Below are 19839 nucleotides of genomic sequence, written 5' to 3'. Positions count from 1 at the left end.
ATGTGTAATCCCTATTTATAACTCTACAACCTACAATAAATACATAATTCCATAATAAGCGAGCTGATATCTGGTGAAAGTCTTCCCCTTGTATAATAAATCCTATTTTTATATTTTCTTGATCGTTCTGCTTTTAGGAACTACGATTCTGTCGTTTCCAACCATTGATGCATACTCTGCCAGTAATCCTGCCATAACAATTGAGTCCCCTGTCCCGAATGAGGAACTTTCTACTAAAAATGTTGTGATTTCAGGCTCATATACTTCTGAGTTTCCAAAGTCCGAATTGTCATTTACAGCTTCTGAGGATGGAGTCGAAATTGCAGATTCCAATTGGCAGATTGATGAATCAAATCACAAATGGACTTTTTCAACATCTGCCTTATCAGAAGGGGATCATGCTATTACTATTAAGTTGGAAGAATCGTTATCATCAACATCTAATCCCGCAGTGGCATCTATCGCTTTTACTATAAAAATACCAACGGTAATTGTAAAACCTGCTATTTCTATAACAACACCATCACCATCTGAAGTTTTTGATTCAACAAATATTCTAATCTCAGGAACCTATACTGCTGATGTACCACAAACTAACTTGATGTTTACCCTATTGGAAAATGGCAAGAAGATTTCCGAGTCGTCCGCCAATGCAGGCGATTGGAATTTTGATGAAACAAGCTCGCCCAAAAAGTGGTCTTTTACAACAAAGTCATTGCCGGAAGGTACCCATACAGTTTCAGTGGAAATTACCGATAAAACAACAGGTGAAATTGTTAGTGCAACAACGTCCTTTATCCTGGCTTTAACTAGACCATACATCGGCGATACAAAGATAATCTTCCCAGACAATTCAGAAAAGAAATCCGAAGATTTAACGAGCGTTCCGCTTAATTCGAAAATCAAAATAACTGTTGTTGACGATCAAAGAATGGATCTGCTTAAAAGCAAAATTGACACTGGAAGCTATAACCCTATCAAAGTAATATTGGGCCAGGATTCTATTAAAGGAACGACACAAATCGGGGAGCCAGTTTTAAAAAATAATAAATATTATTACGATATCACCTTTACTCCTGCTGCTGGTGAATTAAAAATTAACAGGACATATCTGGTGTACCTAGATCCCGAACTTGCTGATGATTTGGACAATCCGGTATTTACGAAGTTTTTTAAAATTACAACCAAGACAAATGCCGATTGGGATGATATTGACAAGCAGAGTCACACATCGTCCAATCCTCACGGTCATTACAAGCTGAATACAAATATGTGTGCATCTTGTCACAGCACACATACGGATTCACCATATGATAAGCTGGATGGTAAAAGTAAAATAACACCTTCCCGGGAAGGTGGTTCCTATCTAATTGATTTTAATGAAAAGTTAAATGGTAAAGATTCACAAAACTACTGTATGGCCTGTCACGACGGTACTACGAATGCACCGCTAATTGACGGAATAACAAGTAAGTACCATCATGATAATCCGGTTGAGTATTCGTCAACTGGAAAGGACAATTTAAAGGAAGCAACATCATGCACCAGCTGTCATAACCCTCATGCGGAATGGTCAGAGGAAAACCCGAATTTGTTGAAAGACCATTATGTTTATAAACATAATTCAAAAGATCAAGAGAAAATGGGAGCTACCTCATTAACGGTGGACAGTTTGGATACATCTTGTGAAACTTGTCATGATAATACGATAAATTTTGCTGGAATACCTGCGGATAAAGGAATGTATGAGCTATTAAAATATAACAAGTCTTTAACTGCATTAGGCACTGAAACAACTAAATTTAATCAACCTACAGATTTTGATGTTCCTAACAAAACGATTTCAGATTATTCCTTATGCCTAAGGTGCCATAATCTTGATAAGAAAAAACAAAATAAGGTTAGTTCAGATATCGAATCCTTTTATCTTGACGCCAATTCCGGCCATAATTTTAACGTTTCGGTGAATGCAACTACTCAAAGAGATGGCAGCCAATTAAATGGCCCAATCCCATGTGCGGAATGCCATGAAACACATGGATCGAACAATCTGTATAATTTGCGGGAAATATTGGGTAATAATCCAACAGTAACTGATAAATATAGAACTTCAGGGACGTCATGGAATGCGGTAAATGAACGGGAGTTCTGTACCAAATGCCATAATGGGTCAACTGAAATTTACGGTATAAAGGGCAATTCGATTTATGATGATGCAGGTCAGGCCATTAATTCAATTGTTGGCCATAATAAAAATGATATTGATCAGGCATGTTCCAAATGCCATAGCACCAATAACTCATTTATCGAGGCCGCCCATGCACCTAAGAAGCAGCCGTAAAAAACGAGAGGGAAATTTCCTCTCGTTTTTGTGCGTTTGGGAAAGAAAATAATATTAGCATCTTTAAAATGGGTATAAATACCCATAAAAAGATACTTGCATAAGCAAAAAGGCTCAATGTCGATATTTTTGCAGGATTATATTTACATTGGGACTTCCTCATTACCGTGTGTTTTTCTGTTATTAAATTCATTGTATTATCCAAAATTAGTGAATTAGATCTACTAGTTTTAGATCTTTTTTAATCAATAAAACAAAAGGGGGGATAGGATGGGAAATGCCATTTGGTTTAAAGAAAAGTAAATAGAGAAGAGAGACAAAACATGTCTCACAAAATGGGGGAGTTTTAAGATGAGTCGTAAATCGATTGGTATCAGCGTGGTGTTTATTGCTGCTATATTGATGCTAAGCACATTTTATGTTTCCGCTTTAAGTAACAATTTTTCGAATTACAAGCCTACTAGTAATGGTACGACTACCATTTCAAATCCAGATATATCTACCTATGTAAAAAGTGCAAATGATTTGGTTGATCAAAGCTTGAGCATGAAAATAAACGGCACTCAGGTAAATGCGCAACTTTCGTACAAAGTAGAACGCAAGGAAGGGACCATCTTCTATAAAGCATCCGATTTAAAGGATGGAACCAATACGGTAGAAGTCAGCATCAATGACAATGCAGGGAACACTCTTAATGATTCCTGGTCCTTTATCGTAAAGGAAGCGCCTAAGTTCAGTAATCTCAGTCCTGCAGATAAAAGTGAACAGGCTAGTTTGAGTCAATTATCTGCAACAATTAAGGATAATAAAGCAGTTGATTGGAGTTCTGTAAAGCTCAAATTAAATAATAGTTATGTGAGCACTGCTTCCATAAATGTTAACCCCGAAACTGGTACTGTAACATATAATAGAAATTTTGCCAGCGGCAGTTACACTGCGGCTCTGGAAGCAAAAGATATGAATGGTAATTTAAGTACAAAAACCTGGAGCTTTGTAGTTGACAATACTCCGCCAAGTCTTGACTATTTTAGCGGCTTAAAAGACGGGTCCACCATTGACTATAGCAACTTGAATATTTCTGCAAAATTAAAAGATTTAACGGATATTAACGATAATGTAAGTTTAACATTAGACGGAGCACCTGTAGATTTTGATTTTAAATATGAAGGTAATTCCGATTATGACGATGATTATGTTGTTACATCCCGGAAAACTGTTTACATTACGTACACCGGTATGATCCGAAACGGTCAACACACCATGTCCTTATATACAGAAGACAAATTGGGCAACAAAATAACACGCAACTGGAAATTTACTGTATCTGTCAAACCAGTGGTTTCAAATACCACTCCTTTTAAATACGGTGTCGATAATCTAAAACCAGCGATTTCTGCAACAATAACATCACCAAACGGTACAATTAATGGTGATTCCATCATATTTAAATTGGATGGACAACCTGTTGGTTTCAAGTATGATGCAGGTTCCGGTTTAGTAAGCTACACTCCATCTGACGCCTTGGAAAATGAAGCTTACCATACCGTTTCTATCGCAGCGTCCGACTTGTCAGGTACATCTATTAATAAAGAGTGGAAATTCTATACCAATACCTACCCGGATATGAAGGATTCAAATATTTCGAACTGTACTTCCTGTCACCAGGCCAATAGCTTTGATGGAAGCAATGGGGATTTGGAAAATGTTCATATTAAAAAGCTATATTTTAATGGAACACATTCAAATAATCGTTGTGATAACTGTCACAATTATATATCCGTCCCGTCTAACTGCAGTCAGTGCCATGAAGACCCTGATGGTACATTTGCTTACGCGCCTCATGGATCTACACCATCGATTAAATATCAGCCAACCAATGTGGATCCTGCAATGCCGTTAAGGGTAACGGAGAATCGTGAAATGAATGACTGTATCCTTTGCCACCAGCCAGGATCACAGGTCAAAGGCTATACAAGGTATCAGTCTACACCAACCAGACTTTTGAACAATCATGATATTCCTGAACTTCATAAGGCAAATAATGAACCGGATTGTACAGGATGTCACGCAAAATCACTAACGCACGAACATGCTCGCGATGGCAGACAAGATGCAAATGGCAACCCGATCACTTGCAATACTTGCCACCAAAGTACGAACCCAGCAGTGGTGCAAGCGATTATAGATAAAAATACATCTTGTACGTCCTGCCACTCCAGGGATACTGTCCATAAGGACATCCATTCGAAGTGTGCAAACTGTCACTCCAAGGGCAGTTACGAGGATTCACGGCATGCAAATTAATTCATCAACGGAAAAATAGATAAAGGGGTTTTCCAGAAAGTCATATTATTCGGCTTTCTGGTATCCCCTTTTTAGCATTTAATATAAAAGCATATTTTTCTCTAATTTGGTAAATGCATCTAACGGCTACTTTTTCCATCAATCTCAGAATTTTTGCCATACTTTTGATTTAGACTTCTTTATTATAGCTTTTTCAACCATTCCTTCAGCCCGTCAACCTTCCCCCACAAATGCAAATACATCGCAGCATACACAATAGCTTCGTTCTCATCCCCGAAACCGTAATATTCAGGAGTTTGATTTGGCAGCTTCTTTTTCCCGGTTAGGTAGTATGACACAAACCTATTAAGTTTTTTTGCCTGTTTCCCCAATGTTTTTGCTTTTACGGTATAACCGTTCACAAGCAGCTCTAGCAAAAGCTTATTGTAAACGGCTTCTGTTGTTTCCACATCATATTTTTCCAACAGGGCTTCGGCCATTTCATATTCTTCTTTTTCCATGTAAGCTAAAAACAAGGAAGTGCGGACACCCTGATTATCCATAGGGTTCAACTTAAGCAGTTCCTCATAATGCCGGATCGCCTCTTCAATATTCCCTAATAAAAAGATTTTCTCGGCATAATTGAATTTGGCCCGCATGTACGGTCTTGTTTCAATCAGCCCCCAAAAGTAACCTTCGTTTTCTTTAAAAAACTCATTGCCGAGTTGTTTTTCACCAACTTGCATGCCATGCCTATACAATTCCACAGATTCTTCAGGCTTTTGAGCAATATCACCGAGTAAAACAAAAGCATCTACACAATACGGATTAATATTGATTGCTTCTTGAATGAGGTGGAGCACTTTTTCCCCATCAGCACGCAAGGCCTCAAAAACCAATTCCTGAGCACGGTCTTCATTTCGTCTTGAAACCTTCTTTGGCAATTTACCGGGAATAGTTATAGTAAAGGTGGAAGCCTTACTGGGGTTTCCTCTACGTGCCTTTTCATCTTTTCCTTTTGGAAACTCAATGACTTCCGCTTCTTCAAATTGTGGTTCCTCCTCAAGCCCGTACACAATATTCATCATTTCGCTTATTTCTTGGCTCAGGACATTTTCCATGTCCGATGAGATGGTGGAAATGGACCTTGCTGACACACTGTATATCTGCCCAAGCTCCTTTTGTGTAAATACTTTTTCCAGCATCGGCATCATTTTTTGCATTAAATAATGCAGCCCGGCGGCATATAGATTCGGGTTCTGAATCCGCTTTTTCCGCTTTTGGCAAAAACTAAACCAAAGCACAATCCCCGCGTCCACAACTGGCGCAGGCGTATCGAAAACTTCTGCCTGTGCTTTGAAGAGGTCAGCAACTTCTTTGTAAATTGGTGCCGGCCATTCAATGTCATCCGTTTCGATTAGGCCGCCAACCATCGGCAGTTCACTCAAAACTTCAATAAAAAAATGATCTAAATACTGTTGTGGGGACGGATAGTCGGCGGCTATGCTGCTATCCTCAATATATGAAAAAGCTACCTCAGGTTTTAAATCCGGCAAATCAAATGGGGCTGGAAAAAACGCAAAGTTTTGGTCAAATGGTACTAACATTCCCAAAAGGAAAGTGCCTCCTTCAAACTCTGCCGGCGTACCCGTAATAATTGTATCAATCTGTTCTCCCGTAAAGCCATCCACTACTGTCAGCTTGTTGTCTTCAACTTTTAAGACTTTCCCGGCGATTGTACGCCCCTTTGTCCATGTTTGAAAAATTTGTTTCAGCTTTGGCCGCTTAATTTTTCCAGCCTCAGCAGCTATAAATTTCTCAATAACTTTTTTTCCGTCATCCAATTCTTCAAAAAGGGAAAACCAGATGGCATGAACCACTTCATAGAATTCCCGTTCTTCTTCATCCTCTAACTCGAGGCTGCTATACTCCATAAACATTTCAAAATCATCTTCGATTTCCGCGCCAAAATAATTGAACGCAAAATGAATCATTTGCTTCTGCAGCTCGTCGGCTTCACTTTCAAGTAAATGAGTGATGGACACAGCTTCACTTGCGCCGCAGCATTTTTTATACTTTTTTCCGCTCCCGCAAGAACAAGGTTCATTCCGGCTTGGTTTCTCCATCGTGCTTTACACCTCTTTTTTCTCTATATACTCTAACTATTCTTCCATTTCCTTTCTTTGCATGTTGATATTCAAAACGTTCCTTCAATATGTATCAATCGATTCATCTATGAAAATACATTATCATCACCTGATATAAATTTAATAGTAGCATTTTTGACAGATAGATAAAGGAAAATACAAAAAATTTAGTATGTAAGTGGTGAATATTTCTAACCATTTGAAACGCAAAAAAAGTCCGGCCGATTATTAAGTGTATAAACAAACGACCGGAACCTTTGAAAATAGAGGAGTCCGTCCATGCTAAGGTACAAAATTAAACCTGCCATTGGTTAGGAAAGGTTTTTCTTCTATCTTCATGAGGGAAGTATTTCAACCATCCGGATTTCTTTTGTTCGGGAATTCAATTATCTTTGTTTCCTCAATGGGAGACCCTTCCTCATTTCCATACACAATACCCACCAGCTCATTAATCTCTTCCGTTAATGTGATTTTCATCTCAGAGGAAATCGAGGATACAGAACTCGGGGAAACACTGTATATTTGTGCAAGCTCCTTTTGAATTAACACTTTTTCTGGAGGAATAATTTTCGAAAGTAAATAATGCAGTGAGGCAGCATAAAGAGATGGATTTTGAATGTACTTCCTCTTTTTCTGGCAAAAGTCGTACCAGAGAAGAATCCCTATATCAATAAATGAGGGAGGCAAGTCCAACGTTTCTGCCTTTGTTTTGAAAAGGGTGGCAACTTCTTTGAAAATAGGAACTGCCCATTCCAAATCATCAATTTCAACCAATCCCATAACCATCGGCAGTTCACTTAAGATTTCTACGAAGTAATCAGTTAAATATTGTTGAGGAGAGTCAAATTCAGAGGCAAAGCTGCTTTCTTTAATAAAGGAAATGGCATGCTCAGGTGTTAGGTCCGGCAGACCAATTGGTGATGGGAAAAATACATAGTTCTGTTCAAAAGGTACAAGAATGGCTATAAAGAAGCAACCTTTATTAATCTGGATAGGAACTTCGGAAGTAATGGCTATAAGATGTTCGCCGGAAAAACCATCCTTCACGGTCAGTTTGTTTCCTTCAATTTTTATAACTGTACCGGCAATTGTTCTGGCCTTTGTCCAGGTTTTTAATATTTGTTTTAGTTTAGGCTGCTTAATTTTTGCAGACTCCACAGCAATGAATTTCTCAATGATTTTTGTTCCATCTTCAAATTCTACAAAAAGGGAAACCCAGATGGCGTGGATCAATTCAAAAAATTGCTTTGTTTGTTCGTCCTCAAATTCGATATTCATGTACTCTTGGAATACCTCAAAATCTTCTTCCACATCATCGCCAAAATAATTGAAAGTAAAATAAATCAGTTGTTTTTGCAGGTTGTCTATTTCGCTTTCAAGGATTTGTGAAATGGAAATGACATTACCCGAGCCGCAGCAATTTTTATACTTTATACCGCTCCCGCATGGACATGGTTCATTCCGGTGTGGTTTTTCCAATAACCTCTCACCTCTATATTTTTTATTTATTATATATCGTATTACGATACGAGAAAGTCCGATAAATATATACAACCATTATCCTGAAAAAATTCAATCTAATCGGTCATTTTAAAAATTAATAGAACCTTTTTTCTTCGGTCAATTTTTGAACTTTTCCCGTTTCTCAAGTTATAATGGACAATGACTGACAAACAACTTTGGAATAAACTATAATAAAAGTTATAACTTTTTAGAGGTGACGAAAATGGAATTAGCGGAAATTCGCAATGAGCTTGAAATTACGGCTAAGAAATTAGCGGACTTTAGGGGGTCCCTTTGACCTTGAAAACAAGGAAGCCAGAATTGCGGAGCTAGAGGACGAAATGCTCCAACCCGATTTTTGGAATGACCAAGAAAAGGCTCAGAAAGTAATCAGCGAGGCCAATGGCTTGAAGGACCAGGTTCATGAGTTTTATGAACTCAATGAGTCGTTTGAAAACCTGGAAGTTACCTATGAGCTGGTGAAAGAAGAAAGCGATGCTGAGCTGCAGTCCGAACTGGAAGAAGAGCTACAACAGTTGACAGACCGATTAGGTCAATTTGAATTACAGCTTCTATTAAGTGAAGAGTACGATAAAAATAATGCAATCCTTGAGCTTCACCCGGGTGCAGGTGGAACAGAGTCGCAGGACTGGGGCTCAATGCTTCTAAGAATGTATACAAGGTGGGCGGAGAGAAAGGGTTTTAAAGTAGAAACCCTTGATTATCTTCCAGGTGATGAAGCAGGCATCAAAAGCGTGACCCTCGCTATCAAAGGGCACAATGCCTATGGCTACCTGAAGGCAGAAAAAGGAGTTCACCGCTTGGTAAGGATTTCTCCGTTTGATTCTTCCGGCAGGCGGCATACCTCTTTTGCATCCTGTGAAGTGATGCCGGAACTAAACGATGATATCGAGGTTGAGATTCGGACAGAGGATTTACGGGTCGATACGTACCGTTCCAGTGGCGCTGGCGGACAGCACGTTAACAAAACGGAATCGGCTATCCGGATTACCCATCTTCCGACCGGCATTGTTGTAAGCTGCCAAACCGAACGGTCTCAGATACAAAACCGAGAGCATGCCATGAACATGTTGAGAGCCAAGCTTTACCAACGGGAAATTGAAGAGAAGGAAAAGGCGCTGTTGGAAATTCGCGGTGAACAAAAAGAAATCGGCTGGGGAAGCCAAATTCGATCTTACGTCTTCCATCCGTATTCCATGGTAAAGGACCACCGTACAGGTGCTGAAACAGGTAATGTTCAAGCCGTCATGGACGGGGAATTGGATCAGTTTATTAATGCTTACTTACGTTCGCGTATTTAATAATAGGTAAATACAATTATTAAAGCCTTTGTCGACTTAGTTGGCAAAGGCTTATATTTTGGACTTTTTTTGCCATTCATAGTGGTTTTAATGAAGAATAATAAAGTGGTCTAAGTATCGATTGACAAAAATAGCTGCCAGCATTCGGCAAGTACTTGACTCATTTGGAAAATAGGACTTAAATATTTTCTCTAATGATTCTGACGTAAGAAGTAAATGCTAATAAAAATTTACCTCTTTATCGCGTTACCATAATGCCATTTACACCATATTTTTCCCGTGCTATACTCTCAATCGGAATTTAATTAGAGAGGTATCATTTCATGAATATATTAAGCAATTTAACAGAGACCTATCCAAAAACAAAAATTGCTGCCGACTACCTTTTTGTTCTTATCGGTGCAGCAATTATTGCCATTTCGTTCAACGTTTTTCTCTTGCCGAACCAGGTTGCCTCGGGTGGCGTCAGCGGCATCAGCACCATTATTAAATCCGTACTCGGCCTCGAGCCAGCCTACGTTCAATGGGCTTTCAATATTCCGTTGTTTATCGCGGGAGTAATTCTGCTTGGAAAACAATTCGGTGTCAAAACACTAGCCGGCACTGTTTTTCTTCCTTTCGTTGTTTTCTTAACAAAAAATTGGCAACCGTGGACACATGATGCGCTGCTGGGTGCCTTGTTCGGCGGGATTGGCGTCGGTCTTGGACTAGGGATCGTCTTCCGGGGCAATGCATCAACTGGAGGAACCGACCTTGCTGCACAGATCATCAATAAATATACTGGCTTTTCCCTAGGAAGATGTGTCGTTATGATTGATGGCCTCATCGTCCTCACAGCGGCAATCGTCTTTGATATTGAAAAAGCCTTGTATGCTTTAATTGGCCTATATGTTACCAGCAAAACAATTGATTTAATTCAGATAGGTTTTGGTAGGTCAAAGATGGCAATGATTATAACCAATAATCAAGAAGAGGTTCGTGCAGGAATTTTGCATAAAATAGACCGTGGTGTGACAAAACTATCAGCATACGGTGGTTTCACCGAGCATGAACGCCCAGTTTTGATGTGTGTGGTGGATCAAACGGAGTTCACAAAATTGAAACAATTGGTCAAAACCCTTGACCCGTCTGCTTTTGTCGTGGTAATGGATGCTGCAGAGGTGTTAGGGGAGGGTTTCAAACGCCCATAACATTGGTATAATTAATCAGTGATGGGATTATTTACTTTAGGGGGAGTAACAATGAAGAAAAAGTTGCTAACATTGTTATTAGGAACATCACTAGTAATGGGACTTGCTGCTTGTGGGGGCGGCGGGGACAAGGACAACGGCGGCGGTGGAAAAGACACTGCAACCGGTGATGAAGCTGCTAAAATCTTTGATCAAAAATGCTCCAGCTGCCACGGCGGAGATCTTAAAGGTGGAGTAGGGCCTAACCTAACCAAGGTTGGTTCTAAGTATTCCAAGGATGAAATCCTAGATATCATTCATAATGGCCGCGGCGGAATGCCTGCTGGCGTCATTACTGGTGATGATGCTGAGAAAGTGGCTGAATGGCTATCTGCCAAAAAGTAAAAACGTACCCAAAAAACGCTCTGTTCCAATACAGGGCGTTTTTTATTTCGTCACTTCTTTTGAAAAATCCACATAAAAAAGAAATTGACCTCAAGTATTTTAGAATTGCAAATAAAAAATGAGATTTCGTAAATTAAAGTAAGCGCAAAGCAAATAAATCATTAAAACCCGTAAACAAAAGTTGAAGACAGTTCTCTATCAATTAAATATATTTTATCCCACTTTATGATACTAACTCTTTTTGCCAAATTCACCATACCTTATGGCTGGACATTCAATTTATGTATGTTATTCTAGTATGGTCCATGAAGATGATTCGACAAAAAGAACAGTAATGAATTATAAGTATTGGCATTTAGGCAGAAACAAGTCATGTTTTGTATTCTTTGAAAAGAAACTGTAATATAATTACCACTTTTTTTGACGAATTATGATGTTATAATATTATTATGCAGAAATATGCATATAGTTGTAGGTGTTTTGGCCGTATTGTCGAAATTTGTAAAACAAACTTAAAACAATAGGTGATTTTATATGATAGAAATGCAGGAAGTATACAAAAAATATCCGAATGGCGTTTCTGCTATCAATGGGATTGACGTCCGGATTAATCAAGGCGAATTTGTTTATGTCGTCGGACCAAGCGGTGCCGGAAAATCGACATTCATCAAAATGATGTACCGCGAAGAAATTCCAACCTCTGGAACCATCACCATCAATGGAGCGAATATTGCGAAGTTAAAGATGAGCAAGGTTCCGATATTCCGTCGTAACCTTGGCGTCGTCTTCCAGGACTTTAAACTACTCCCAACTCTAACAGTCTATGAAAATGTGGCATTTGCTTTAGAAGTTATTGAGGCGCAGCCGAAGGTAATCAAGAAACGTGTCATGGAAGTTCTGGATCTTGTAGGCTTGAAGCATAAAATTAAAATGCTTCCTTCCGAGCTTTCCGGTGGTGAGCAGCAGCGTATTTCGATTGCCCGCTCCATTGTTAACTCACCAAGACTCGTTATTGCCGATGAGCCGACAGGAAACCTTGACCCGGAAACATCATGGGAGATTATGAAAATTTTTGAAGAGATCAATAATCGCGGCACAACTGTCGTGATGGCAACTCACAACAAAGAGATTGTTAATACATTAAAGCATCGCGTCATTGCCATCGAAGGCGGAAGAATTGCGCGTGATGAACAAAGAGGTGAATACGGTTATGAAAATTAGAACAATTGGCCGTCACGCCCGGGAAAGTCTAAAGAGTATTAAAAGAAACGGATGGATGACCTTTGCTTCCGTTGGTGCCGTTACCGTTACCCTTATTTTAGTCGGTGTCTTTTATGTCATTATGATGAATTTAAATAAAGTGGCAGATACGATTGAAGAAGACGTACAAATTCGCGTTCATATCGATGTTGCTGCCAACAAGCAGGACCAAGATGCCTTAAAGGCGCAGATTCAGGCCATCCCTGAAGTGAAAAGTGTCAAATTCTCTCCTAAAGAACAAGAATTGAAAGATTTAGTACAAAGCATGGGTGAAGAGGGTAAAGCCTTTAAACTGTTTGAACAGGATAACCCGTTAAATGATGTATTTATTGTTAAAACTAAAAATCCAACAGACACGATGAAGGCTGCGAAAAAAATGGAAAAGCTCCATTATGTCGCCAAGGTTAAATATGGTCAGGACAAGGTTGAAAAACTATTTAAGTTCATTAAAGCAAGCCGAAATGTCGGGGTTGTTTTAATCTTAGGCCTGTTCTTTACAGCAATATTCCTTATTTCCAATACGATCAAAATTACGATTATTGCAAGACGAAGAGAAATAAAGATTATGAGGCTTGTAGGGGCTACAAACTCCTTTATTCGCTGGCCGTTCTTCCTCGAAGGGTTATGGCTTGGAATTATCGGTTCAATCTTGCCGATAATATTAATCGGCATCGCTTATTATCGGGCCTACGATTATATCAGCCCTAAGCTGGTTGGGACATTTATCAAGATCCTGCCGTTTGACCCATTCTTCTACCAAGTTTCCGGTATTCTCCTTTTAATGGGTGCCTTTATTGGGGTTTGGGGCAGTGTCATGTCGGTAAGGAAATTTTTAAAAGTTTAATAATAATCAGGAGGGAACCTAAAGTTATTCCTTCCTGATTTTATGTGTTTTATAGATACATAAAAAACAACGATTAACCTATAAGAGAGAAACGAGGGAGAAATCGGAATGAAGAAAACGATGATTACGCTGACCGCCGCTGCAACAGTCGGGCTTGGGACTGTCTTTGGAGGATTACCTCTGACAACAGAAGCAGCCTCCATTTCCAGTCTGAAGGGCGAGCAGAACAAAATTCAAAGTCAGCGGTCCGAACTTAAATCAGGAATTAACGATGCAAATGCAAAAATTAATGACCTGCAAAATCAAGAAAACAGTGTTCACAATGAAATCAGCCGTATTGAAGCTGCTATCAACGACACAACAAGTAAAATCAATCAAAAAACGGCAAAGATTGACGAAACAAAGGCTGAAATCGCGAAGCTTCAGGAAGATATAAAGGCCTTGCAGGAACGGATTGAAAAGCGTAGTATCCTTTTGAAGGACCGGGTCCGCAGTTATCAGGAAAATGGAACTGTCATAAATTACCTGGATGTTTTGCTAGGATCACAGAATTTCAGTGACTTTATTGACCGGGCAAGCGCAGTAGCCACATTCATGCAGGCGGATCAGGATATTTTGAAGCAGCACGAGGCTGACAAAGCTGAAGTGGAAGAAAAGCAGAAAAAAGTAGAATCGGATCTTGCTAGTCTGGAAAATATGGTAGCCGATTTGAAAAAGATGAACGACCAATTAAGCGCTCAACGAGCTGAAAAAGATAATCTTTTGGCTATTATCTCTGACCAAAAGGCTGAGGCACAGGAATATGTAGTGGACATGCAGGAGCAGGAGCAGATACTTGCTGCTCAAGAGGCTGCAATTCAAAAATCCATCAAATCCCAGGAAGCAGCAGCAGCATCCGCGGCCGCCGCCGCCGCCGCCGCCGCCGCCGCATCCGCTGCAGCAGCTGCTAAGCCGTCCGGCAATGTGAGCAATAATGTAGCTGTAGCACCACCGGTTTCGGGAGGCAGCTTCACAAGACCTACTGCAGGTATCATTACTTCAGGATTCGGCGGGCGAGATGGCAGCTTCCACTACGGCGTCGACATTGCCAAGGCGGGTACTGTACCGATTGTTGCCGCTGCCGATGGAGAAGTGTATGTATCGCATTTCTCAAGCAGTTATGGAAACGTTGTTTATATTTTGCATAATATCAACGGGCAGTACTACACAACCGTTTATGCACATATGAGCACGAGAATGGTTGGCGAAGGCACAACCGTGAAAAAAGGCCAGCAAATCGGGGTTATGGGTAACACAGGAGACTCCCACGGCCAGCACTTGCACTTCGAGCTATACAGAGGCAAATGGCAATATCATGCAGCAATCAATCCGGTGGGAATTGTGCCGTTGTAAAAATAATAACTTACACAGGCGGGGCGTATGCTCCGCCTGTTTCTTTTTGCTAATAGGAAGTATATATTTCTTCAAATTATGACTTCTTAACGCATAAATTCAACAACGCACCATGAACGGTCCTAACGGACTCGCCAATCGGCGTGTTTTCATTTATACTCGGTTCCACTCATAACTCGTCCATTCCTTACATATATCTTAATAATCGGGCAGGAATTCGGAGCCTTTTTAGAAAATAGATTATTAGGCGTACTAGATGAGGAGGACCTTTGAATGAATCAAAAATGGATAGCCTTGATGATGGCAGGGGCGCTGATAACAGGGGCAGGCGGCACCTATGCGGGTATGCAGTTTTTAGAGAAAAATGATGCATCCTCCCAGCAAGAACAGGCGCTCATTCCACAAAACAAGCCTAGAGCGGCCAAAGTCCAGACGGCGGCATCCGAAACGGAAGTCAAGGACTTGAAGAAGGTGGAAAAGGCTTATGAACTGATCCTAGACAATTATGTTGAAAAAGTAGACCAAGATAAGCTGGTTGAGGGAGCCATCCAAGGGATGCTTTCAGTACTAAAGGATCCATATTCTGTTTATATGGATAAGGATACAGCCCAGCAATTTACACAAACATTGGAATCCTCCTTCGAAGGAATTGGTGCCGAAGTGGGAATGGTTGACGGCAAAATTGTCATTGTTTCGCCTTTTAAAAATTCGCCAGCTGAAAAAGCAGGAATCAAGCCAAATGATCAAATTTTAAAAGTGGACGGGGCCTCTGTTGAAGGGCTGGATCTGAATAAAGCGACCCTCAAAATTCGCGGCAAAAAGGGGACAACCGTCACTTTAGAGATTGCCAGAAAAGGACTCAAGGAACCATTGACAGTAAAAGTTAAGCGCGATGAAATTCCGCTTGAGACTGTCCATTCCTCAGTCAAAAAGCAGGACGGAAAAAAAATTGGATACATCGAGATTACATCATTTTCCGATCAAACAGATGAAGATTTTAAAAAGAGCTTAAAAGAGTTAGAGGGTGACAAAATTAAAGGGCTCGTGCTTGATGTGCGCGGCAACCCGGGCGGACTCCTCGAGAGTGTTGACGAGATTTTAAAAGAGTTTATTCCCAATGACAAACCGTACGTTCAAATTCAGGAGAGAAACGGCGATAAGAGGCGCTTTTTTTCAACGATCACTGAGAAAAAGCCGTATCCGGTAGTCGTTCTTACAAACAAAGGCAGTGCTTCAGCTTCGGAAATTTTAGCTGGAGCGTTAAAAGAAGCGGCCGGTTACCCGATTGTCGGCGAGAAGACGTTCGGCAAGGGTACTGTTCAGCAGGCTATGCCGATGGAGGATGGCAGCAACATCAAGCTGACCTTATATAAATGGCTGACCCCGGATGGAAATTGGATTCATAAGAAGGGGATTAAGCCAGATGTTGCCGTTAAGCAGCCGGCTATCTTCACAACCCATCCACTTCAGATAGAAAAGTCCCTTGTTAAGGATATGAATAATGAACAGGTGAAGAACGCTCAGGAGATTCTAGACGGTTTGGGGCTTGCCCCAGGGCGGACGGATGGTTATTTCAGTGAGGAAACTGCGGCAGCCGTGAAAGGTTTTCAGCAAAATCACGGCCTCCCTGTTACCGGGAAAATTGATGCAAAAACAGCCTCCAAACTAGAGGAAGCCGCGATGAAGGAAATGAAAAAAGAGAAAAACGACCTGCAGCTGCAAGCGGCGATAAGACTGGCGGCGAAATAGGGTATCGTTTTGGAGCAGAGCAGCGGCCCTTGGAAAGAGGGCAGCTGCTTTTTTGTGCTCCTGAATCCGGTTTAGTTGGCAGATAGCTTTATCAAGTTGACTTCATAAATTGGGACATCCGGCCCGATTCGACGAATAACAGCAATCCCCCTAAAACACGCCCACTCCAAATTAACTAATTTAATAGTTTCTATAATCTAGCAATATGTTTTATCTTTTTAATTTGGTAAAATAAAACTTAGAGACTCTTATATTCCATTACTAGAAACTTTGATAGAGGCAGGTGACAGGATTTGGTACAAATATGGCTTGTGGAACTTCTCAAAGGGACAGGCAAGTTATTTCTTCATCCTGTTTTATACTATCTCGTTTTCCTTGCAGGAATCTTGGGTGTAATGAGGGTAAAACGTGAACGGGAAAATTTCCATGTTCGGGCCGAGGATGCCTATTTTGAATTGCGGCAGTTGTTTCCTCTTGGGCTTATGATAGGCTTAATTCTTTCGGTCATTGTAGCCGCCGTGGGAATCGCTGTGCCATTTGCGGCAATCCTGCTAATCGCGGGGACAACCCTATTGTGGTCACTGACCACCAATGTCCGCTGGATATCGCCGGCTTACACGGTCGGGGCCGCTTTCTTTGCAGTCATCCTGTTTGCGCAAAACAATTGGTCGATTCCGTTTTTCTCAAAAGCCTTTAACCAGATTAACGACAGGATTTATCCGTCCATCGTGGTCATTTTGGGTTTCCTCATAATCGCTGAAGGGATCCTTATTTTAAAAAATGGCACCAAGGGGACCTCGCCAAAGCTGGTCAAGAGCAAACGAGGCCAAAGCATTGGGGCCCATGAGGTGAAGCGTCTCTGGATGTTGCCAATGCTTATGCTGGTACCTGGAAATGCGCTAAAACTGCCATTCGATTGGTGGCCGGTTTTTCATTTGGGTGTTACTGAATATTCTCTTATTCTAGTCCCTTTCGCCATCAGTTTTCATCAGCAAATTAAAGGCATGCTTCCAAGTAAAGCCGTTAATAAGCTTGGCCGCCAAGTCATTACGCTAGGTGTATTGATTACCTTACTTTCAGTGGCAGGCTATTGGTATCCGCTATCCTCGATTGTGACTGTCGGACTTGCTGTCATCGGCCGGGAGGCTATCTCATTATTCGCATACTTAAAGGATGACAACAAACCAGTTTATTTTTCGAAAAAAAATAACGGCTTAATGATCATTGGCATCATTCCGCAATCACCGGCAGATAAAATGGGCCTCAAGGTTGGGGAAACCATTGCGAAAATGAATGGAATGCAAATTCGTGATGAGTCGACATTTTATGAGGCGCTGCAAAAGAATCGGGCCCATTGCAAGCTCGACGTTCTCGATACAAACGGAGAGATCCGCTTCGTCCAGCGCGCCCTTTTCGAAGGTGACCATCATGAACTCGGTATCCTTTTTGTACAGGAACAACGGAAATATGGTAAAAAGACAGGGTAATGCTATAAAAATGGAGAAAGCCGGGGGACACAGAATCCCTCGGCTTTCCTTTTCTATAATGTCCGGTACTTTTTCAATGCAAAAATATTGAGCACGATAAAGATGGCGGCAAAGATGACAAGTGCTGTGAGATCCCCCGAAATATCACCGAGTCCCTCACCTTTATACATAACACTTTTCAAGGCATCGCCGGCATAATACATTGGCATGACCTTAGCGATGGCCTGCAGCCAATTGGCCATTCCTTCAAGCGGGAAAATCCCGGCGAAAAACACTTGCGGCACAACGGCAATCGGGATAAACTGCATCATTTGGAACTCGGAAGCGGCAAAGGATGATAACAATATCCCTAAAGAAAGGGCCACTAATGCTAAAAGCAAATTAATCAGAATCACATGCAAAATCGATCCAGCAAGAACGATATCCAGAACATTAATAGCGTAAAAAACAACAATAACCGTCTGAATAACAGCAAACATTCCGTAACCGACTAGATAGGCTGTGACGATTTCCCCCCGCCGAATTGGTGTCGACATGAGACGCTCCAGTGTACCCGTTGTCCGCTCACGCAAGAGCCCGATTCCAGAAATAAGAAATACGAAAAAAAAGACAAAGAAACCTACCAGAATCGGACTTAAGACATCAAAAAAGGCCGTGTCCTTATCTCCATAAACATATTTGGTTTCCATCTTTTGCGCTATCATCCCTGCCAATGCTGGGTTCTGCTGGATAAGTTTGGCTTGGGCAAGCGATGCGGCCGCTTGATTGACCTTCATCTGCAAAGCTTTCGCCTTGGAAGGGTCAGCGTTTAGCAGCGTTAATTTAAGTTTGCCGTTTTCTTGAACGAGCAAGCCATCAAGGTTATGGTCGGTAACGGTATTCTTGCCAGCTTTCTCATATTCCTTTATGGTGATATCCGCCTTTTTTAGGACTTTTACAAGACTCTCATCGATGTTAACTACACCTAATTTTGGATCAACTGTGTTGCCGTTAAATAAAAAGTACATCAGGGTCAGTATTAGTAACGGGGCAACGAACATTAACGCAAGCGTTCGTTTATCACGGAGCAGCTGCTGGGCAATTCTTTTAATCAGCGCTGTAATCCTCATGATTGCTTCACCCCTGCTTTTAAAAATACTTCATCAAACCGTTCGACTTGGTATTTCTCCTTTAATTCTGCCGGCGTGCCATTTGTTAAAATTCGTCCATTACGAACCATCGCAACATAATCGCATCTTTCCGCTTCATCCATCACATGGGTCGTTACGATAATGGTCTTTTCTTCCTCATTTTTCAGTCGGAGGAGTTCATTCCAGATTGACAGTTTTAGCTCCGGATCAATACCGACGGTCGGCTCATCCAAGATTAAGATTTTCGGATTCTGGATTAACGCAATCGCCAGTGACAACCGGCGTTTCATCCCGCCGGAATATGCAGACACCCTCTTTTTCAGGTCTTCTGTCAGATTTACTAACCCGGCAGTGTAAGCAATCCGTTTTTTCTGTTCTTCCTTTTTCAATTTGTAGAGCGATGCGAAAAATTTCAGATTCTCTTCCCCGGTCAGCTCGGCATATAATGCATCGGATTGCGCCATGTAGCCAATTTCCTGGAGGATAGCGAGATTCGGCATTTTTGTGTTTAACACCTGGATTTCTCCACTGTCAGCCTTTTCCATCCCGACTATCATTTTGACCAGTGTGGTTTTTCCCGCACCCGATGGCCCAATCAGCCCGTATAACTGGCCTTTTTCAATCGTAAAGTCGACATCCTGAAGAACGATCTTTTTGCTAAAGCTCTTACTGACCTTTTCTACCTTAATGGCTGGATTCATCCACAAATCCCCCTTTTACTCAACACGATGTTGAGTTCCTTTATACCTTCATATTAAAATGCCGCTGCTGGAAATACAATGAACAATATCGGGCAAAGTGTTCATT

The 19839-nt window shown here is 41.1% G+C and carries 14 protein-coding genes; 10 read left to right on the top strand and 4 right to left on the bottom strand.

Annotated features, from left to right (window positions below; translation table 11 throughout):
- Positions 1-88: 88 nt before the first annotated feature.
- The gene (locus ACZ5AE_RS25110; RefSeq protein ID WP_464567217.1) at positions 89-2341 is read left to right on the top strand and encodes a multiheme c-type cytochrome; all 2253 of its coding nucleotides are present in this window, start codon (positions 89-91) and stop codon (positions 2339-2341) included.
- A gap of 351 nt (positions 2342-2692) precedes the next feature.
- A complete protein-coding gene (locus ACZ5AE_RS25105; RefSeq protein WP_464567216.1) occupies positions 2693-4645 on the top strand; it encodes an Ig-like domain-containing protein in 1953 nt (650 codons plus the stop codon).
- A gap of 182 nt (positions 4646-4827) precedes the next feature.
- On the opposite strand, the gene ACZ5AE_RS25100 is transcribed toward ACZ5AE_RS25105, so the two are convergent.
- Both ACZ5AE_RS25100 and ACZ5AE_RS25095 read right to left on the bottom strand, forming a co-directional pair.
- Complete coding sequence (locus ACZ5AE_RS25100) at positions 4828-6750, bottom strand: SEC-C metal-binding domain-containing protein (protein ID WP_464567215.1); 1923 nt, start codon at positions 6748-6750, stop codon at positions 4828-4830.
- Between the two features lie 372 nt (positions 6751-7122).
- Positions 7123-8250, bottom strand: coding sequence for a YecA family protein (locus ACZ5AE_RS25095; RefSeq protein WP_464567214.1), 1128 nt, complete (start codon positions 8248-8250; stop codon positions 7123-7125).
- A gap of 247 nt (positions 8251-8497) precedes the next feature.
- On the opposite strand from ACZ5AE_RS25095, the gene prfB reads away from it, so the two are divergent.
- From prfB to ACZ5AE_RS25055, 8 genes are all read left to right on the top strand, one after another.
- Positions 8498-9596 (top strand): peptide chain release factor 2 gene (gene prfB / locus ACZ5AE_RS25090; RefSeq protein ID WP_464567213.1). Its coding sequence is split into 2 segments (ribosomal slippage): positions 8498-8566 and positions 8568-9596, totalling 1098 coding nucleotides; the frame shifts between segments, so codons are not numbered across the junction.
- Between the two features lie 323 nt (positions 9597-9919).
- On the top strand, positions 9920-10786 hold the full coding sequence (locus tag ACZ5AE_RS25085) for a YitT family protein (protein ID WP_464567212.1): 867 nt from the start codon (positions 9920-9922) through the stop codon (positions 10784-10786).
- Positions 10787-10837: 51 nt separating this feature from the next.
- The gene (gene cccB / locus ACZ5AE_RS25080; RefSeq protein WP_464567211.1) at positions 10838-11170 is read left to right on the top strand and encodes a cytochrome c551; all 333 of its coding nucleotides are present in this window, start codon (positions 10838-10840) and stop codon (positions 11168-11170) included.
- A 534-nt stretch (positions 11171-11704) separates the two neighbouring features.
- Positions 11705-12391, top strand: coding sequence for a cell division ATP-binding protein FtsE (gene ftsE, locus ACZ5AE_RS25075; protein ID WP_464567210.1), 687 nt, complete (start codon positions 11705-11707; stop codon positions 12389-12391).
- Complete coding sequence (gene ftsX / locus ACZ5AE_RS25070; RefSeq protein WP_464567209.1) at positions 12381-13274, top strand: permease-like cell division protein FtsX; 894 nt, start codon at positions 12381-12383, stop codon at positions 13272-13274. Before ftsE ends, ftsX begins: the two co-directional genes overlap by 11 nt.
- A 108-nt stretch (positions 13275-13382) precedes the next feature.
- Positions 13383-14666: a murein hydrolase activator EnvC family protein gene (locus tag ACZ5AE_RS25065; RefSeq protein WP_464567208.1), complete on the top strand. Its 1284-nt coding sequence runs from the start codon at positions 13383-13385 to the stop codon at positions 14664-14666.
- A 273-nt stretch (positions 14667-14939) separates the two neighbouring features.
- Entirely contained in the window at positions 14940-16415 is a 1476-nt protein-coding gene (locus tag ACZ5AE_RS25060; RefSeq protein ID WP_464567207.1) for a S41 family peptidase, read from the top strand.
- A gap of 293 nt (positions 16416-16708) precedes the next feature.
- The gene (locus tag ACZ5AE_RS25055) at positions 16709-17902 is read left to right on the top strand and encodes a PDZ domain-containing protein (RefSeq protein ID WP_464567206.1); all 1194 of its coding nucleotides are present in this window, start codon (positions 16709-16711) and stop codon (positions 17900-17902) included.
- 53 nt (positions 17903-17955) lie between these two features.
- Here the strand turns inward: ACZ5AE_RS25055 and ACZ5AE_RS25050 are convergent, their stop codons facing one another.
- Together ACZ5AE_RS25050 and ACZ5AE_RS25045 are read right to left on the bottom strand one after the other, a co-directional pair.
- A complete protein-coding gene (locus ACZ5AE_RS25050) occupies positions 17956-19011 on the bottom strand; it encodes an ABC transporter permease (RefSeq protein ID WP_464567205.1) in 1056 nt (351 codons plus the stop codon).
- A complete protein-coding gene (locus ACZ5AE_RS25045; protein WP_464567204.1) occupies positions 19008-19733 on the bottom strand; it encodes an ABC transporter ATP-binding protein in 726 nt (241 codons plus the stop codon). The genes ACZ5AE_RS25050 and ACZ5AE_RS25045 overlap by 4 nt, the downstream gene beginning before the upstream one ends.
- Between the last annotated feature and the right edge of the window lie 106 nt (positions 19734-19839).

This window comes from Neobacillus sp. S1227 (assembly GCF_055385255.1).
The sequence above is the reverse complement of the archived record's forward strand: the minus strand, read 5'-3'. Positions and strand labels throughout refer to the sequence as shown.